This is a genomic window from Mycobacterium sp. M23085, from assembly GCF_045343915.1.
In the GTDB taxonomy this organism is placed as follows: domain Bacteria; phylum Actinomycetota; class Actinomycetes; order Mycobacteriales; family Mycobacteriaceae; genus Mycobacterium.
On record NZ_CP174280.1, the window covers coordinates 2,023,698 to 2,040,514 of the forward strand.

Annotated in this window: 14 protein-coding genes; 7 read left to right on the top strand and 7 right to left on the bottom strand. The window is 70.4% G+C overall.

Going from position 1 to position 16,817, the window contains the following annotated elements:
- The first annotated feature begins 74 nt into the window (after positions 1 to 74).
- Positions 75 to 1,871 carry an acetyl/propionyl/methylcrotonyl-CoA carboxylase subunit alpha gene (locus tag ACIUM1_RS09120; RefSeq protein ID WP_406816857.1) on the top strand — a complete coding sequence of 599 codons (1,797 nt, stop codon included), beginning with the start codon at positions 75 to 77 and terminating at the stop codon, positions 1,869 to 1,871.
- A gap of 195 nt (positions 1,872 to 2,066) precedes the next feature.
- Positions 2,067 to 2,483 (top strand): STAS domain-containing protein, encoded by a 417-nt coding sequence (locus ACIUM1_RS09125; protein WP_406816858.1) that lies wholly within the window; start codon positions 2,067 to 2,069, stop codon positions 2,481 to 2,483.
- Here the strand turns inward: ACIUM1_RS09125 and ACIUM1_RS09130 are convergent.
- The 6 genes from ACIUM1_RS09130 to ACIUM1_RS09155 form a co-directional block, all read right to left on the bottom strand.
- Complete coding sequence (locus ACIUM1_RS09130; RefSeq protein ID WP_406816859.1) at positions 2,454 to 3,242, bottom strand: RNA polymerase sigma factor SigF; 789 nt, start codon at positions 3,240 to 3,242, stop codon at positions 2,454 to 2,456. The genes ACIUM1_RS09125 and ACIUM1_RS09130 overlap by 30 nt on opposite strands.
- Positions 3,239 to 3,676, bottom strand: coding sequence for an ATP-binding protein (locus ACIUM1_RS09135; protein WP_406816860.1), 438 nt, complete (start codon positions 3,674 to 3,676; stop codon positions 3,239 to 3,241). The genes ACIUM1_RS09130 and ACIUM1_RS09135 overlap by 4 nt, the downstream gene beginning before the upstream one ends.
- 435 nt (positions 3,677 to 4,111) lie before the next feature.
- Positions 4,112 to 4,423: a protein UsfY gene (gene usfY, locus ACIUM1_RS09140; protein WP_406816861.1), complete on the bottom strand. Its 312-nt coding sequence runs from the start codon at positions 4,421 to 4,423 to the stop codon at positions 4,112 to 4,114.
- A 48-nt stretch (positions 4,424 to 4,471) separates the two neighbouring features.
- Positions 4,472 to 4,855 (bottom strand): hypothetical protein, encoded by a 384-nt coding sequence (locus ACIUM1_RS09145; RefSeq protein WP_406816862.1) that lies wholly within the window; start codon positions 4,853 to 4,855, stop codon positions 4,472 to 4,474.
- Positions 4,856 to 5,033: 178 nt separating this feature from the next.
- The gene (lat, locus tag ACIUM1_RS09150) at positions 5,034 to 6,377 is read right to left on the bottom strand and encodes an L-lysine 6-transaminase (RefSeq protein WP_406816863.1); all 1,344 of its coding nucleotides are present in this window, start codon (positions 6,375 to 6,377) and stop codon (positions 5,034 to 5,036) included.
- A gap of 51 nt (positions 6,378 to 6,428) precedes the next feature.
- Positions 6,429 to 6,881, bottom strand: a complete 453-nt coding sequence (locus ACIUM1_RS09155; RefSeq protein ID WP_406816864.1) for an Lrp/AsnC family transcriptional regulator — start codon at positions 6,879 to 6,881, stop codon at positions 6,429 to 6,431.
- Between the two features lie 30 nt (positions 6,882 to 6,911).
- Between ACIUM1_RS09155 and ACIUM1_RS09160 the strand changes: the two genes are divergently transcribed.
- The 5 genes from ACIUM1_RS09160 to nei2 are packed head-to-tail and all read left to right on the top strand — an operon-like array spanning position 6,912 to position 15,833.
- Positions 6,912 to 8,165 carry a 2-oxoadipate dioxygenase/decarboxylase family protein gene (locus ACIUM1_RS09160; RefSeq protein ID WP_406816865.1) on the top strand — a complete coding sequence of 418 codons (1,254 nt, stop codon included), beginning with the start codon at positions 6,912 to 6,914 and terminating at the stop codon, positions 8,163 to 8,165.
- Positions 8,162 to 9,691 (top strand): aldehyde dehydrogenase family protein, encoded by a 1,530-nt coding sequence (locus ACIUM1_RS09165; RefSeq protein WP_406816866.1) that lies wholly within the window; start codon positions 8,162 to 8,164, stop codon positions 9,689 to 9,691. The genes ACIUM1_RS09160 and ACIUM1_RS09165 overlap by 4 nt, the downstream gene beginning before the upstream one ends.
- Positions 9,692 to 9,737: 46 nt before the next feature.
- On the top strand, positions 9,738 to 10,409 hold the full coding sequence (locus ACIUM1_RS09170) for a TetR/AcrR family transcriptional regulator (protein WP_406816867.1): 672 nt from the start codon (positions 9,738 to 9,740) through the stop codon (positions 10,407 to 10,409).
- A 38-nt stretch (positions 10,410 to 10,447) separates the two neighbouring features.
- Entirely contained in the window at positions 10,448 to 15,076 is a 4,629-nt protein-coding gene (locus ACIUM1_RS09175; RefSeq protein WP_406816868.1) for an ATP-dependent helicase, read from the top strand.
- Between the two features lies 1 nt (position 15,077).
- On the top strand, positions 15,078 to 15,833 hold the full coding sequence (gene nei2 / locus ACIUM1_RS09180; RefSeq protein ID WP_406816869.1) for an endonuclease VIII Nei2: 756 nt from the start codon (positions 15,078 to 15,080) through the stop codon (positions 15,831 to 15,833).
- Between the two features lie 28 nt (positions 15,834 to 15,861).
- Here nei2 and ACIUM1_RS09185 read toward each other — a convergent pair whose 3' ends face one another.
- Positions 15,862 to 16,785 carry an alpha/beta hydrolase family esterase gene (locus ACIUM1_RS09185; protein ID WP_406816870.1) on the bottom strand — a complete coding sequence of 308 codons (924 nt, stop codon included), beginning with the start codon at positions 16,783 to 16,785 and terminating at the stop codon, positions 15,862 to 15,864.
- Positions 16,786 to 16,817 lie beyond the last annotated feature (32 nt).

Consider the following 16,817-nt stretch of genomic DNA (forward strand, 5'->3'; position numbering starts at 1 on the left):
AGAACTCGTTGTAAGAAATTCTCTTAGAGAAGCCCGCAGAAATACGTCTGCGGATATGCCAAACAGGAGGCGCAGTGGCTAGTCACGCCAGCTCGAGGATCTCCAAAGTGCTCGTCGCCAACCGCGGCGAAATCGCTGTCCGGGTGATCCGCGCGGCCCGCGACGCGGGCCTGTCCAGCGTGGCGGTGTACGCCGAGCCCGATGCCGACGCGCCGCACGTGCGTCTGGCCGACGAGGCGTTCGCGTTGGGCGGTCAGACGTCGGCGGAGTCCTACCTGGACTTCGGCAAAATCCTCGACGCGGCGGCCAAGTCCGGCGCCAACGCCATCCACCCCGGCTACGGCTTCCTTTCGGAGAACGCCGATTTCGCCCAGGCGGTGCTGGACGCGAACCTGATCTGGATCGGGCCCAGCCCGCAGTCCATCCGCGACCTCGGCGACAAGGTCACCGCCCGCCACATCGCCGCCCGGGCGCAGGCCCCGCTGGTGCCCGGCACCCCCGACCCGGTGAAGGACGCCGACGAGGTGGTGGCCTTCGCCAAGGAATACGGCGTGCCGGTCGCCATCAAGGCCGCCTTCGGCGGCGGCGGTAAGGGCATGAAGGTGGCCCGCACCATCGAGGAGATTCCCGAGCTATACGAGTCGGCTGTCCGCGAGGCGACGGCGGCGTTCGGCCGCGGCGAGTGCTTCGTCGAGCGCTACCTGGACAAGCCGCGCCACGTCGAGGCCCAGGTGATCGCCGACCAGCACGGCAACGTGATCGTCGCCGGCACCCGCGACTGCTCGCTGCAGCGCCGGTTCCAGAAGCTGGTGGAGGAGGCCCCCGCGCCGTTCCTCACCGACGCGCAGCGCAAGGAGATCCACGAGTCGGCCAAGCGGATCTGCAAGGAGGCGCACTACTACGGCGCCGGGACGGTCGAGTACCTGGTCGGCCAGGACGGCCTGATCTCCTTCCTGGAGGTCAACACCCGTCTGCAGGTCGAGCACCCGGTCACCGAGGAGACCGCCGGCATCGACCTGGTGCTGCAGCAGTTCAAGATCGCCAACGGCGAGAGGCTGGACCTCACCGAGGACCCCACGCCGCGCGGGCACGCCATCGAGTTCCGGATCAACGGCGAGGACCCCGGACGGGGCTTTTTGCCCGCGCCCGGCCCGGTCACCCGCTACGACATCCCCACCGGGCCCGGTGTCCGGCTGGACTCGGGTGTCGAGGCCGGTTCGGTCATCGGCGGCCAGTTCGACTCGATGCTGTCCAAGCTGATCGTGTACGGCGCCACCCGAGAAGAGGCGCTCGCCCGCTCCCGCCGGGCCCTGGACGAATTCCACGTGGAAGGCCTGGCCACGGTCATCCCGTTCCACCGCGCCGTGGTAAGAGACCCGGCGTTCATCGGTGACGGCGACGGCTTCTCGGTGCACACCCGCTGGATCGAGACCGAGTGGGACAACACCATCGAACCGTTCACCGGCGGCGAGCCGCTGGACGAAGAGGACGCCCGGCCGCGCCAGAAGGTGGTCGTGGAGGTCGGCGGCCGCCGGCTCGAGGTGTCACTGCCCGGCGACCTGGCGCTGTCCGGCGGTGGGACCGCCGACCCGGCCGGCGTCATCCGCAAGAAGCCCAAGCCGCGCAAGCGCGGGTCGCACGCGGGCGCGGCTGCGTCCGGTGACGCGGTGACCGCCCCCATGCAGGGCACCGTCGTCAAGGTCGCGGTCGAGGAGGGCCAGGAGGTTGCCGCGGGCGACCTGGTGGTGGTGCTCGAGGCGATGAAGATGGAGAACCCGGTGACCGCGCACAAGGACGGTGTCATCACCGGACTCGCGGTCGAGCCCGGCGCCGCCATCACTCAGGGCACCGTGCTCGCCGAGATCAAGTAGCGGTTGTCTGAGAGTTTCCCAGACAGCGTTGTCGGGCCCGGCCATCGCGAGTAGGGTCACGGACAAGGTTGAGTTCACAGCCGCCCGGGATACGTCGGTGACGTGGGGGTAGGCGCAATTCCCTCCTTCTCCAAGCTCTTTGCACGTGGCTGACGCATCCACAACACCAATTCCCGCAACGGGATGGAGTAAGCGATGTCTGTGGCCCAATCTTGGCAACAAAGCCGCACAGCACAATTCACCGCCCGATGGGGCCCAACCGGCACCCTGATCACGGTGGACGGTGAGCTGGACGCGGCCAACGCCGATCAACTGCTCGCCTACGTGCAGCAGAGCACCAAACGCTCTCGGCGGGTGATCCTCGACCTGCGCGGCCTCAAATTCATTGGTACTGCCGGTTTTTCGGCCCTGCACCGGATCAATGTGGCGTGCTCGGGCGCCCAGGTGTCCTGGGCCATGGCGCCGAGCCCGGCGGTGGCCAGGTTGCTGCGGGTCTGCGACCCCGACGCGACCCTGCCGGTGACGACGCAGCAGGCCGAACCGCTGCTGGAACCGCTGTGGGTCGAAGAAGAGCCCCGGCCGCTACTGCAACTGATCACGGAGCCGCGTTAGCGACTTCGCCAGCAACCGGGACACGTGCATCTGGGAGATGCCGACCCGCTCGGCGATCTGCGTCTGGGTCATCGACTCGAAGAATCGCAACACCAACACCGTCCGTTCCCGCTCGGGCAGCGCCTCGAGCAGCGGACGCAGCGATTCCTGGTCCTCGATCCGGTCCAGGCCGGTGTCGACATCGCCGAGGGTGTCCGCGATCGCGCGGGCTTCCTCTTCCTCGCTCCCACCGCCGCTGTCGATGGACAAGGTGTTGTACGAGCTGCCCGCCACCAGCCCCTCGACGACCTCTTCCCGGTCCATCTCGAGCTCTGCGGCGAGTTCGGTCGCCGTCGGCGCCCGGCCCAGCCGCTGCGACAGATCGGCGGTGGCGGTGCCCAGCCGCAGGTGGAGTTCCTTCAGGCGCCGTGGGACCTTGACCGACCAGCTGTTGTCGCGGAAGTGGCGGCGGACCTCGCCCATGATGGTGGGCACCGCGAAGGAAACGAAGTCCGAGCCGGCGTCGACGTCGAACCGCACCACCGCGTTGACCAACCCGACGCGTGCCACCTGAACCAGGTCGTCGCGCGGTTCGCCGCGGCCCTCGAAGCGGCGCGCGATGTGGTCGGCGAGCGGCAGGCAACGCTCGACGATCTTGTCCCGTTGACGTTGGAATTCCATCGAGTCGGGCGGGGCGGTCGCCAACTCGCGGAACATGTCCGGAACATCGGCGTATTCGTTCGGACGCGACACCGAACCGCCGGCAGCTCGCGCTGTCACCTGCTGGAGGCCGCCCGTCGCGCCGTCAGTGTGATGCCGAAAACACTGCCGGTTTCATTGGGTTCGCGACCGTCATGGAAAGTCTGCACGTCGTCGGCCAGCGACGTCAGCACATGCCAGCTGAAGCTGCCGGGCGCCACCACGTCGTGGGTGTCGCACGCCGCGGAGGCTTCCACCACCAACTGGTCATCCTGCGGGTCGACCACGACGATCAGGGTCGCGTCGGGAGTGGCCGAACGAATCAACCGGGTGCACACTTCGTCGACCGCGAGCCGCAGGTCCGCCACCGCATCGAAATCCAGGTCCTCGAACGTGCCGATGGCACCGACCAGGGTGCGCAGCATCGCGAGGTTCTCCAGTCGCGCAGCAACGCGAAGTTCGACGGCGCGGTGGCCGCGCGGACGCTTGTTAGCGTGCAATCCAGCATCGTTCATATGGTCTCCCGGCAATGTTCGACTGACACTACTACTGCTTCGCAGTCCGCCGTGGACCTCGCGCTCGAGCCGGTTAGTCATGGTCGCCGCCGGGTTTTCGTCCCGCCGTGAGCGGGCTTGACACGACCGACAAAATCCGGACGCGCCGACACGGCCCCGTCGCGGTGATCGCCGGGGTCACGCTGGTCATATCGGTACTCGTCGCAATAGGCATATACATCAGTGTGTTCGTGATTTCGTCCCCCATGATGGGGTAACCACGCTAACGCAACCGTTCCGGCACTCATCATGGTGCCAACCTGATACCCACAAGCACGCGGCCGTAACCGCGCAATGGCCTTTCCTGCGGAATTTCACACAGCGCCGCGTCGGGGCAGGTCACCGCCGGAAAAGCCGCGCTCGGGGTGCGGCCTTTCGACTAATCGGCGGCCGGCGCTAACTGGCCGGCCACTGCCGCCGCACCTCGGGATGTTCGGTGTACCACCGATCCGCGATCCTGCGGATCCTGCGATGCTCCACGGCCAGCCAGGCCAGCCCCAGCACCGCGGCGATGATCGCGACGATACCCGCCGTCATCCCCTCGTGGTGATGTCCGCTGCCGAAGGCCGCCAGGCTGCCGCAGGCTCCGATCACCCCAGCGACAACCAAGAGGTAGCCGGGCCAGTGCAAGACGTCGATCAGCGACTCCCCGGCGAGCGGCCGCGTCGTCCGCAAATGGTCGACGGGGTCGTGGTAGGTGTCTCCCATAGCTGCTCCTCACCCGCACCATCAACGTTAGATCGCGGGCGGGCAAAGCTAAAGGGCCAGTACCGGACCGGCGATGGGAGCTACACCCATGGCGACCATCAGCGCCATCGCGGTCAGGAGGAACCAGCCCGCGCCGTGCCATCCCCACCAGGTTCCTCCGGCCTTCCACACCAGATAGGTGCGCACGAACGCCCAGATCCCGGCGCCCAGCGCGATCAGCGGTCCCCCGACCGCCAACAGGGTGCGCTGCGGCGGACCGCACGCCACCGTGTCCACGCCCACACCCGGGCAGGTGCTCACCCACACCGCGGCGATCAACACGAAGCCGACGGCCGCCAGCGTGGATAACACCGCAAACCGAACCGCGGCGTGTACCTCGCGGTCCTCCTGGCCCAGGCGGTCACCGCCTGACCTCGCGTCCGCTTTCTGCATCGTTGTCACCTCCCTTTCGGGTGCCGCGCTCAGTTTTATCGCTCGCCACGTCGCATTGGTTACCGCGCTACGGCATCTGGCCCGACCAGACACGCGCTGGCAACAGCGGAAGGCGCACGGGGTCAGATACCCCCCGGCAAACGGCGGTAAACCGGATGGATGGAGGGGCGGTCAGGCCCTAGCGCAGCGCCCGCAGCGCGGCGCGGACTGCCCGCACCGCGGCGTCGATCTCCGCACCCGAGACGGTCAGCGCCGGACGGAACCGGACCCCGTCGTGACCGGAGGGCAGCACGATGACCGCGCGCTGCCACAGCAGGCGGATCAGCTCATCGCGGTCGGCGGTGGTCGGCAGGCTGAACGCACACATCAGGCCGCGGCCCCGGGGGTCGAGCACCAGGCCGGGGAATTCGCCGGCGAGGTCGTCCAGGCAGTCATGTAGGTGGGCACCCTGTTCGGCGGCCCGGCCGAACAGCCCGTCGGCCTCGATCACTTCCAGGATGCGGCGCGCGCGAACCATGTCGGCCAGGTTGCCGCCCCACGTCGAGTTCATCCGCGACGACACCGCGAAGACGTTGTCGGTGACCTCGTCGACCCGGCGGCCCGCCATGACGCCGCACACCTGGGTCTTCTTGCCGAACGCCACCACGTCCGGCTGGACGCCCAATTGCTGGTAGGCCCACGGCGTTCCGGTCAGGCCGCAGCCGGTCTGCACCTCGTCGAAGATCAGCAAAGCGTCGTGCTGGTCGCACAGCTCACGCATGGCCGCGAAGAACTCGGGCCGGAAGTGCCGGTCGCCGCCCTCGCCCTGGATCGGTTCGGCCACGAAGCAGGCGATGTCGTGCGGGTGCGAGTCGAAGGCCGCCCGGGCCTGGCGCAGCGACTCGGCCTCCAGGGCCGCCATGGCCGCCCCGTCCAGGCCGGGCCGGATGAACGGGGCGTCGATGCGGGGCCAGTCGAACTTGGGGAAGCGGGCCACTGCGGCCGGCTTGGTGTTGGTCAGCGACAACGTGTATCCGCTGCGGCCGTGGAACGCGCCGCGCAGGTGCAGCACCCGGGCGCCCAGCGCGGGGTCGATCCCGCGGGCCTCGTTGAGCCGGCTCTTCCAGTCGAACGCCACCTTGAGCGCGTTCTCCACCGCGAGCGCGCCGCCGTCGACGAAGAACAGATGCGGCAGGGCCGGGTCCCCCAGGACCCGGGAGAACGTCGCCACGAACCTGGCCATCGGCACCGAGTACACGTCGGAGTTGCTCGGCTTGTTCAGCGCGGCCTGCGCCAGCTCGGCGCGAAACGCCTCGTCTTCGGCGAGCGCCGGGTGGTTCATGCCCAGCGCCGACGACGCGAAGAAGGTGAACATGTCCAGGTAGCGCCGGCCGTCGCGGGCGTCGTACAGGTAGGAACCCCGCGAGCGGGCCAGGTCGAGCACCAGATCGAAGCCGTCGACCTGGATGCTGCGCGCCAGCACCTCGTGGACGCGGTCGGGCGCGGCGTCGGGGCCGGTGCAGCGTTCCACGATGGCGGTCATCCGGACATGGTAGCCGAAATTTACGGAATCATGAGGCCTATACCGTATATTTTATGGTATTCGTTGCCTATCAGCGTAAAAAGTATTCAAGATGATGGTGCTTCGCGTGCTGACGTTCGCCGTGGTCCGGATCCGCTGCAGCAGGTCCTCCAGCGCCCGGGCGGACTGGACGCGCACCAACAGCACGTAGCTCTCCTCGCCGGCCACCGAGTGACACGATTCGATCTCCTCGATGTGCTCAAGACGGGCGGGCGCATCATCGGGTTGAGAGGGATCCAAGGGAGTGATGGCCACGAACGCGGACAGCAGGTGCCCGACCGCCTCCGGGTCGACGCGCGCCGAGTACCCCGAGATCACGCCGCGCGCCTCGAGCCTGCGCACCCGCGACTGCACCGCCGAGACCGACAGCCGGGCGCTGGCGGCCAGTTCGGCCAGCGTCGCGCGCCCGTCGGCGACCAGCTCGCGCACCAGAATCCGGTCGACCTCGTCGAGCGTCTCACCCATGGCCGGAGACTATCGCAGGAACGGCCCGCGGTGACCCGCCCGAAATGGCTGGAAACCTGGCAGCTGCGGGCGCAGTTCGCCACGGGCCTGTCGGCGATGTACGCGGCCGAGGTGCCCGCGTACGCCACGCTGGTCGAGGTCAGCGAGCGGGTCAACGCCGATTACGCGGCGCGCCACCGCGATCCCGAACGTCTCGGCTCACTGCGGCGGGTCACCGCGGAGCGGCACGGCGCCATCCGGGTGGGCAGCCCGGCCGAACTGGCCGCCGTCGCCGACCTTTTCGCCGCCTTCGGCATGCTGCCGGTGGGCTACTACGACCTGCGTTGCGCCGCGGCACCCGTCCCGGTGGTGTCGACCGCCTTCCGGCCCATCGACGCAGACGAGTTGGCGCGCAACCCGTTTCGGGTGTTCACCTCGATGCTGGCCACCCGGGATCCGCGCTACTTCGACCGCGACCTGCGCCGCCGCGTCGAGAGCTTCCTGGCGCGGCGCCAACTGTTCGACCCCGCTATGGTGGCCCGGGCGCGGATCATCGCCGCCGACGGCGGCTGCGACGCCGACGAGGCGCGTGGATTCGTCGCGGCGGCGGTGGCGGCGTTCGCGTTGTCCGCCGAGCCGATCGAGCGCTCCTGGTACGAAGAATTGGCACGGGTCTCCGCGGTGGCCGCCGACATCGCCGGCGTCGGCCGCACCCACATCAACCACCTGACGCCGCGGGTGCTCGACATCGACGACCTCTACCGGCGGATGACCAGGCACGGCATCACCATGATCGACGCCATCCAGGGGCCGCCCCGCACCGACGGGCCCGCGGTGCTGTTGCGCCAGACCTCTTTTCGGGCCCTGGCCGAGCCCCGCCGTTTTCGCGGCGACGACGGCCGCATCACCGAAGGGACGCTGCGGGTGCGCTTCGGCGAGGTGGAGGCGCGCGGGGTGGCGCTTACCCCGAAGGGCCGGCAACGCTACGACGCCGCGATGGCCGCGGCCGACCCGGCCGCGGTCTGGGCGGATTACTTTCCGGGTACCGACGCCCAGATGGCCGCCGCGGGCCTGGCCTACTACCGCGGCGGCGACCCGTCGGCGCCGATCGTCTACGAGGACTTCCTGCCGGCGTCGGCCGCCGGCATCTTCCGGTCGAACCTGGATACCCCGACCCGTTTCGAAAACGCCGACACCGCCGACGATTCCGGCTATGACGCGCCGTGGCTGGCCGGGGCCATCGGCCGCGAGATCTACGACCCCTACCCGCTTTACCAAGCGCTGTCCCAGGAGGCACCTCGATGAATCTGCCCACCGCCGGTGACCTGCGCGCCCGGGCGCGCGACGCCCTGCGCACGATGGGGGCCGACGTCGCACTCGGCGAGCCCGACGCCCACGGGATGCCGGCCAGCACACCGATCACCGGCGAGGTGCTGTTCACCGTCGCACCCAGCACACCCGAGCAGGCCGAGCGGGCGATCAGCGAAGCCGCCCAGGCGTTTTCGGTGTGGCGCAACACCCCCGCCCCGGTGCGCGGCGCGCTGGTGGCGCGCCTCGGCGAGCTGCTGACCGCGCACCGCGACGAGCTGGCCACCCTGGTGACGCTGGAGGTCGGCAAGATCACCGCCGAGGCCGCCGGCGAGGTGCAGGAGATGATCGACATCTGCCAGTTCGCCGTCGGCCTGTCGCGTCAGCTCTACGGCCGCACCATCGCATCGGAACGCCCCGGCCATCGGTTACTGGAGACGTGGCACCCGCTCGGTGTCGTCGGGGTGATCACCGCGTTCAACTTTCCGGTCGCGGTCTGGGCGTGGAACGCCGCGCTGGCCCTGGTGTGCGGGGACCCGGTGGTGTGGAAGCCCTCGGAGCTGACGCCGTTGACGGCGCTGGCCACCCAGTCCCTGATCGCCCGGGCCGCGGCCGACGTCGGCGCCCCGGCCGCGGTGAGTTCGGTGGTGCTGGGCGACCGCGAGCTCGGGGAGCTGCTGGTCGACGACCCCCGCGTGGCGCTGGTGTCGGCGACCGGTTCGGTCCGGATGGGCCGGGCCGTCGGTCCCCGTGTCGCCGCCCGGTTCGGCCGGGTGCTGCTGGAGTTGGGCGGCAACAACGCCGCCATCGTGACGCCGTCGGCCGACCTGGACCTCGCGGTGCGGGCGGTGGTGTTCGCGGCGGCCGGCACCGCCGGCCAGCGCTGCACCAGCCTGCGCCGGCTGATCGTGCACCGCTCGGTGGCCGACGAGGTCGTCGCGCGCGTCGCGTCCGCTTTCGCCCAGCTGCGCATCGGTGACCCGTCCGCACCGGGCACGCTGGTCGGGCCGCTGATCCACGAGACCGCCTACCGCGACATGGTGGGGGCGCTGGAACAGGCCCGCGCCGACGGCGGTGAGGTCATCGGTGGCGAGCGCGCCCACCCGGGATGTCCCGAACACCCGAGTTCCTACTACGTCGCGCCGGCCCTGGTGCGGATGCCCGCGCAGACCGCCATCGTGGCCACCGAGACGTTCGCGCCCATCCTCTACGTGCTGACCTACGACACATTGGATGACGCGATTGCACTCAACAATCGCGTGCCGCAAGGTCTTTCGTCCGCCATCTTCACCCTCGATCTGAGGGAGGCCGAGCGGTTCCTGGCCGAATCCGACTGCGGAATCGCCAATGTCAACATCGGCACGTCCGGCGCGGAGATCGGCGGCGCGTTCGGTGGAGAGAAGGAAACCGGCGGCGGACGCGAATCCGGCACCGACTCGTGGAAGGCCTACATGCGCCAAAGTACCAATACCGTCAATTATTCCGGTGAGTTACCGCTGGCTCAGGGCGTGAAGTTCGGATGAATCCAAACTGGCTGACGTCTCATGTCCGATGAGTACTATCTGACACATGCCGACAGCCCGCAGGCGCTTATCCCCCGAGGATCGACGCGCTGAGCTGCTCGCTTTAGGGGCAGAGGTCTTTGGGAAGCGGCCCTACGACGAAGTTCGCATCGACGAGATCGCAGAACGCGCCGGGGTATCGCGGGCCCTGATGTACCACTACTTCCCGGACAAGCGAGCATTCTTCGCGGCGGTGGTCAAAGACGAGGCCGACCGCCTGTACGAGAACACCAACATGGACGACGCCACCGGCCTGACCATGTACGAGGAGGTCCGGACCGGGGTGATGGCCTACATGGCCTACCACGAGCAGAACCCGGAAGCCGCGTGGGCCGCCTACGTCGGCCTGGGCCGTTCCGACCCGGTCCTGCTGGGCGTCGACGACGAAGCCAAGAACCGTCAGCTCGAACACATCATGAGCCGCATCTCCGACCTGGTGGCCAAGACCCCCGCGCGGAAGCTGGAGCCCGACGTCGAACGGGACCTTCGGGTGATCTGCCACGGCTGGCTGGCGTTCACCTTCGAGCTGTGCCGGCAGCGCATCATCGACCCCACAACCAGCGCCGATCGCCTCGCCGATGCCTGCGCGCACTCGCTGTTCGACGCCATCGCCCGGGTGCCCGAGATCCCCGAGGAACTCTCCCACGCGATGGCGACCGCGCGTATCGAGCCGCGCTAGCCGACGCACCTGTCGGTGGCCGTTGGCACCATGGAGGGGTGAGCACTCGCACTGATCCCGGGCCGTCCGGCCGCCGCGACCCGTTGGGCCGGTTCAGCGCGATCACCCGCGAGTGGTTCACCAGCACCTTCGACGCCCCGACCACCGCCCAGGCCGACGCCTGGAACGCCATCGCCGACGGCCACAACACCCTGGTGATAGCGCCCACCGGATCGGGCAAGACGCTGGCCGCGTTCCTGTGGGCGCTGGACAGCCTCGCGGGCTCGACGGAACGCCCGCCCGGCACCCGCGTGCTCTACGTCTCCCCGCTCAAGGCGCTGGCCGTCGACGTCGAGCGCAACCTGCGCACCCCGCTGGCCGGGCTCACCCGCATCGCCGAACGCCGCGGCCTGCCCGCGCCGGACATCAGCGTCGGGGTCCGTTCCGGTGACACCCCGCCCGCCGCCCGTCGCCAACTGATCAGCCGCCCACCCGACGTGCTGATCACCACCCCCGAGTCGCTGTTCCTGATGCTCACCTCGGCCGCCCGCGAGACCCTGGCCGGTGTGCAGACGGTGATCGTCGACGAGATCCACGCCATCGCCGCCAGCAAGCGCGGCGCGCACCTGGCGGTGTCGCTGGAGCGCCTCGACGCGCTACGGGAGGACAAGCCGGCGCAGCGTATCGGGTTGTCCGCGACGGTGCGCCCGCCCGAGGAACTCGCCCGGTTCCTGTCCGGCCAGGCGCCCACCACCATCGTGGCCCCGCCGTCGGCCAAGACGGTCGAGCTCAGCGTGCAGGTGCCGGTGCCCGACATGGCCAACCTGGCCAACAACACCATCTGGCCCGACGTCGAGAACCGTCTGGTCGACCTGATCGAATCACACAGTTCCACCATCGTCTTCGCCAACTCACGGCGGCTGGCCGAGCGACTTACCGCCCGGCTCAACGAGATTCACGACGAACGCAGCGGAGTCGAGCTTTCCTCGGACGCCAACCCGAAGGTGGCCGGCGGCGCCCCGGCGCAGCTCATGGGCAGCGGCCAGACCTACGGCGCCGAACCGGTATTGGCCCGCGCCCACCACGGTTCGGTCAGCAAGGAGCAGCGCGCGCTGGTCGAGGAGGACCTCAAACGCGGGGTGCTCAAGGCGGTGGTGGCCACCTCCAGCCTGGAGCTGGGCATCGACATGGGCGCCGTCGACCTGGTGATCCAGGTGGAGGCGCCGCCGTCGGTGGCCAGCGGCCTGCAGCGCATCGGCCGGGCCGGCCACCAGGTCGGCGAGGTCTCGCGCGGCGTGCTGTTCCCCAAGCACCGCACCGACCTGATCGGTTGCGCGGTCAGCGTGCAGCGCATGCTCACCGGCCAGATCGAAACCATGCGGGTGCCCGCGAACCCGCTCGACATCCTGGCACAGCAGACCGTGGCGGCGGCCGCGCTGGAACCGCTGGACGCCGACCGCTGGTTCGACACGGTCCGCCGGGCCGCCCCGTTCGCGACGCTGCCGCGCAGCGTGTACGAGGCCACCCTGGACCTGTTGAGCGGCAAGTACCCGTCCACCGAATTCGCCGAGCTGCGCCCGCGATTGATCTACGACCGCGACACCGGCACGCTGACCGCGCGCCCCGGCGCGCAGCGACTGGCCGTGACCTCCGGCGGCGCCATCCCCGATCGCGGCCTGTTCACCGTCTACCTCGCTTCCGAAGCCGAAAAGCCTTCGCGGGTAGGCGAACTCGAAGAGGAGATGGTCTACGAGTCGCGCCCCGGCGACGTCATCTCGCTGGGCGCCACCAGCTGGCGGATCACCGAGATCACCCACGACCGGGTACTGGTGATCCCCGCGCCCGGCCAGCCGGCCCGGTTGCCATTCTGGCGCGGCGACGGCCTGGGCCGCCCGGCCGAGCTGGGCGCCGCGCTGGGCGCGTTCACCGGCGAGCTGGCCGGCCTCAAACGCGAGGCCTTCGACAAGCGCTGCGCGGGCCTGGGATTCGACGCGTACGCCACCGACAACTTGTGGGGTCTGCTCGACGAGCAGCGCAGCGCCGCGGGTGTGGTGCCCACCGACACCACGTTGCTGGTCGAGCGTTTCCGCGACGAGCTGGGCGACTGGCGGGTGATCCTGCACTCGCCGTACGGGCTTGGTGTGAACGGACCGCTGGCGCTGGCGGTGTCCCGCCGGCTGCGCGAGCGCTACGGCATCGACGAGAAGCCCACCGCCTCCGACGACGGCGTCGTGGTGCGTCTGCCCGACACGATTTCCGATTTCGCGCCGGGCGCCGGAACCGACGCCCCGCCCGGCGCCGACCTGTTCGTCTTCGACGCCGAGGAGATCGACCCGATCGTCACCGCCGAGGTGGGCGGCTCGGCGCTGTTCGCCTCGCGGTTCCGGGAGTGCGCGGCCCGCGCCCTGCTGTTGCCGCGCCGGCACCCCGGCCGCCGCTCGCCGCTGTGGCAGCAACGCCAGCGCGCGGCCCAATTGCTGGAAGTGGCGCGCAAGTACCCGGACTTCCCGGTGGTGCTGGAGACCGTCCGCGAATGCCTGCAGGACGTTTACGACGTCCCGGCCCTGACCCAGCTGATGACCGGTATCGCCCAGCGGCGGGTCCGGGTGCTCGAGGTCGAGACGCAGCGGCCGTCGCCGTTCGCGGCGTCGCTGCTGTTCGGCTACGTCGGCGCGTTCATGTACGAAGGCGACAGCCCGCTGGCCGAGCGGCGGGCCGCGGCGTTGTCGCTGGACAGCACGCTGCTGGCCGAGCTGCTGGGCCGGGTGGAGCTGCGCGACCTGCTCGATCCGGAGATCATCGCCGCCACCGGCCGCCAGCTTCAGCACCTCGCGCCCGACCGGGCCGCCCGTGACGCCGAGGGCGTCGCGGACCTGCTGCGGCTGCTGGGCCCGCTGACCGAGGACGAGGTGGCCGCCCGCACTGTCGTCACCGACGGCAGAAATGTTGCCGGCTGGCTGGAAGGGTTGCGCGCGTCGCGGCGCGCGCTGACGGTGTCGTTCGCCGGCCGCAGCTGGTGGGTGGCCATCGAGGACATCGGCCGGCTCCGCGACGGCATCGGCATCGCGGTCCCGCTCGGCGTGCCGGCCGCCTTCACCGAGGAGGTGGCCGACCCGCTGGGCGAATTGCTGGGCCGCTACGCGCGCACCCACACCCCGTTCACCACCGCCGAGGCGGCGGCCAGGTTCGGGCTGGGGCTGCGGGTGACCGCCGACATCCTGGGCCGGCTGGCCGCTGACGGTCGGCTGGTGCGCGGCGACTTCGTCGCCGCGGCCGAGGTCCCCGGGGCGCCCGCGGCCGGCGGTGAGCAGTGGTGCGACGCCGACGTGCTGCGCATCCTGCGGCGGCGGTCGCTGGCGGCGCTGCGGGCCCAGGTCGAGCCGGTCAGCACGGCCGCCTACGGCCGGTTTCTGCCGGCCTGGCACCGGGTGGGGGCGGCCGAACCGTCGGGCTTCCCAAGCCATTCCGGGTTGGACGGGCTGATGTCGGTGATCGATCAGCTGGCCGGGGTACGGATGCCCGCGTCGGCGATCGAGCCGCTGGTGCTGGCCCCCCGGGTTCGCGACTACTCCCCCGCGCTGCTCGACGAGCTGCTCGCCACCGGCGAGGTCACCTGGTCGGGGGCCGGCTCGATCTCGGCAAGCGACGGCTGGATCGCCTTGCACCCCAGCGAATCCGCGACGCTGACGCTGCCCGGGCCCGCCGACATCGAGCTGGGCGACGCGCACCGCGCCGTCCTGGACACGCTCGCACCCGGGGGCGCCTACTTCTTCCGCCAGCTGACGCAGGACGGGTTCAGTGAGTCCGAGCTCAAAGCCGCGCTGTGGGAACTGATCTGGGCCGGCTGGGTCACCGGCGACACGTTCGCCCCGGTGCGCGCCCTGCTCGGCGGCACCGGCACCCGCAGACGCTCCGCGCCCGCCCACCGGTCGCATCGCCCGCCGCGGCTGAGCCGATACAGCATCGCGCACCCGCAGTCCCGGCCCGCCGACCCGACGGTGGCCGGCCGGTGGTCGATCCTGCCGGCCCCGGAGCCGGACTCGACCCTGCGCGCCCACTACCAGGCGGAGCTCCTGCTGGGCCGTCACGGCGTGCTGACCAGGGGCGCGGTGGCCGCCGAGGGGGTGCCCGGCGGGTTCGCCACGCTGTACAAGGTGTTGAGCACCTTCGAGGACGCCGGCCGGTGCCAGCGCGGCTACTTCATCGAGTCGCTGGGCGGCGCGCAGTTCGCGGTCGCCTCGACCGTCGACCGACTGCGCGCCTACTCCGACGGGGTGGACCCGGAACGGCCCGAGTACCGGGCGATCGTGCTGGCCGCCGCGGATCCGGCCAACCCCTACGGCGCGGCGCTGCCCTGGCCCGGCGCCCGCGGCGAGGGCTCGGGGGGTCCGGGGGCCCGCCCGGGCCGCAAGGCCGGTGCGCTGGTGGTGCTGGTGGACGGCGCACTGGCCTGGTTCCTCGAGCGCGGCGGGCGGTCGCTGCTGACCTTCACCGACGACCCCGCCGCCCACCACGCCGCCGCGACGGCGCTGGCCGACCTGGTCTCGTCCCGTCGCGTCGCGTCGATCCTGGTCGAGCGCATCGACGGGGTCCCGGCCCTGCAGCCCCGCGCGGACGGGCCGGGTCCGGCCGACGCGCTCGCCGACGCCGGCTTCGCCCGCACCCCCCGCGGAATGCGGCTGCGCTGACATGCCCGAAGGTGACACCGTCTGGCACACCGCGGCCGCGCTGCGCGAGCACCTGCTCGGCGGCACCCTGACCCGCTGCGACATAAGGGTGCCGCGATTCGCCACCGTCGATCTCACCGGGCAGGTAATCGACGAGGTGTTCAGCCGCGGGAAGCACTTGTTCATCCGGGTGGGGCCCGCCAGCATTCACTCGCACCTGAAAATGGAGGGCAGCTGGCGGGTCGGCAACCGCCCGGTGCGGGTCGACCACCGCGCGCGCATCGTCTTGCAGACCGACAGCGCCACGGCCGTCGGAGTCGACCTGGGCGTGCTGGAGGTCCTGGACCGCGAACGCGACGGCGACGCCGTCGCGCACCTGGGACCCGATCTGCTGGGCGAGGACTGGGACCCCGCGCTCGCCGCCGCCAACTTGACGGCCGACCCGGACCGGCCGATCGCCGAGGCGCTGTTGGACCAGCGGGTGCTGGCCGGGGTCGGCAACGTGTACAGCAACGAATTGTGCTTCCTGGCCGGGCATCTGCCCACCGCGCCGGTGCGCGACCTCGCCGACGCCCACCGGCTGGTGTCGCGTGCGCGGAACATGTTGTGGCTCAACCGGTTCCGCTGGAACCGATGCACCACCGGTGACACTCGGACCGGGCGGCAGCTGTGGGTCTACGGTCGATCCGGGCAGCCGTGCCGCCGCTGCGGCACCCGGATCAACTTCGACGACACCGGGGAACGCGTGACGTACTGGTGCCCATCCTGCCAGCGCTGAGCGCCCGACTTGGACTGTGCGTCTGCGATCACCGCTGGTCGCGGGCGTGCGCGAGGAAGAACTGGGCAATGGCCTCGGACCCGTCCAGCGCTCGCGTGGTGGCGCCGATGACGGCGGCGGGCAGATATTGCTTGCCGCCCGGCCAGGTGTGCCCGCCGCTGTCGATCTTGTAGAACACCACCTCGGTGTTCGCCGCGCAGCCGGTGGACTCGTAGCGGCGCACGGCGGTGCCGTCCCGGACGTCGGGCAGGGCCTCCATCGCCGGCTCGCCGCGGCAGCCATCGGCCGAGCGCCACTTGGTCACCATGCTGTCCACCGGTATGGCGTGGCTGACCCCACCGCGTCCGCGCACCGTCCCACCCTTGAAGGGCACCAGCGGGTCGGCGGTCCCGTGGGCTTCCCAGACCGACACCGGCTGCGACGGATTGCAGGCCACCCCCACGCCCAGCGTGCCGGCCACCGGCGCGACCGCGGCGAAAACGTCGGCGCGCTCACACGCCAGCCGGTTGGTCATGAAGCCGCCGTTGGACATTCCGGTGACGAAGACGTGCCCGGCCGCGATGCCGTAGTCGTTCTGCAGCTTGGTCACCAGTCCGACCAGGAAGGCCACATCGTCGATGTGGCGGCGATCGGCGGGCGACGCGCCACGCCCGTCGGCCCAGCTCCTGTCGTAGCCGTCGGGGTAGGCCACCAGCAGGTTGTGAGCGTCGGCAACGGTGTCGAAGCCTGTCAGGCCGCGCTGGGAGATCCCGGTGCCGCCGCCGCCGTGCAAGCTGAGCACCAACCCGACGGGTGCGCCCGCCGGCACGTGCAACAGGTAGGTTCGGTCGATCCCGCCGGATCGAAAGGTGCCGGAGATCTCTCGGGCGCTGGCCGCCGACACCTGCCGCACACCGCAGCCGACCACGCATATCGCCACCACAGCGAGCCACAGCCACCGCGCATTTGCCATGTCGTCAGATCACCGACGGCACGTCGATGAGG

Excerpts from the sequence above, each read along its gene's own strand:
- ACIUM1_RS09125 (WP_406816858.1), top strand. The coding sequence starts at position 2,067 with ATGTCTGTGGCCCAATCTTGGCAACAAAGCCGCACAGCACAATTCACC.
- ACIUM1_RS09135 (WP_406816860.1), bottom strand. The coding sequence starts at position 3,676 with ATGAACGATGCTGGATTGCACGCTAACAAGCGTCCGCGCGGCCACCGC.
- usfY (WP_406816861.1), bottom strand. The coding sequence starts at position 4,423 with ATGGGAGACACCTACCACGACCCCGTCGACCATTTGCGGACGACGCGG.
- ACIUM1_RS09145 (WP_406816862.1), bottom strand. The coding sequence starts at position 4,855 with ATGCAGAAAGCGGACGCGAGGTCAGGCGGTGACCGCCTGGGCCAGGAG.
- lat (WP_406816863.1), bottom strand. The coding sequence starts at position 6,377 with ATGACCGCCATCGTGGAACGCTGCACCGGCCCCGACGCCGCGCCCGAC.
- ACIUM1_RS09155 (WP_406816864.1), bottom strand. The coding sequence starts at position 6,881 with ATGGGTGAGACGCTCGACGAGGTCGACCGGATTCTGGTGCGCGAGCTG.
- ACIUM1_RS09165 (WP_406816866.1), top strand. The coding sequence starts at position 8,162 with ATGAATCTGCCCACCGCCGGTGACCTGCGCGCCCGGGCGCGCGACGCC.
- ACIUM1_RS09170 (WP_406816867.1), top strand. The coding sequence starts at position 9,738 with ATGCCGACAGCCCGCAGGCGCTTATCCCCCGAGGATCGACGCGCTGAG.
- nei2 (WP_406816869.1), top strand. The coding sequence starts at position 15,078 with ATGCCCGAAGGTGACACCGTCTGGCACACCGCGGCCGCGCTGCGCGAG.
- ACIUM1_RS09185 (WP_406816870.1), bottom strand. The coding sequence starts at position 16,785 with ATGGCAAATGCGCGGTGGCTGTGGCTCGCTGTGGTGGCGATATGCGTG.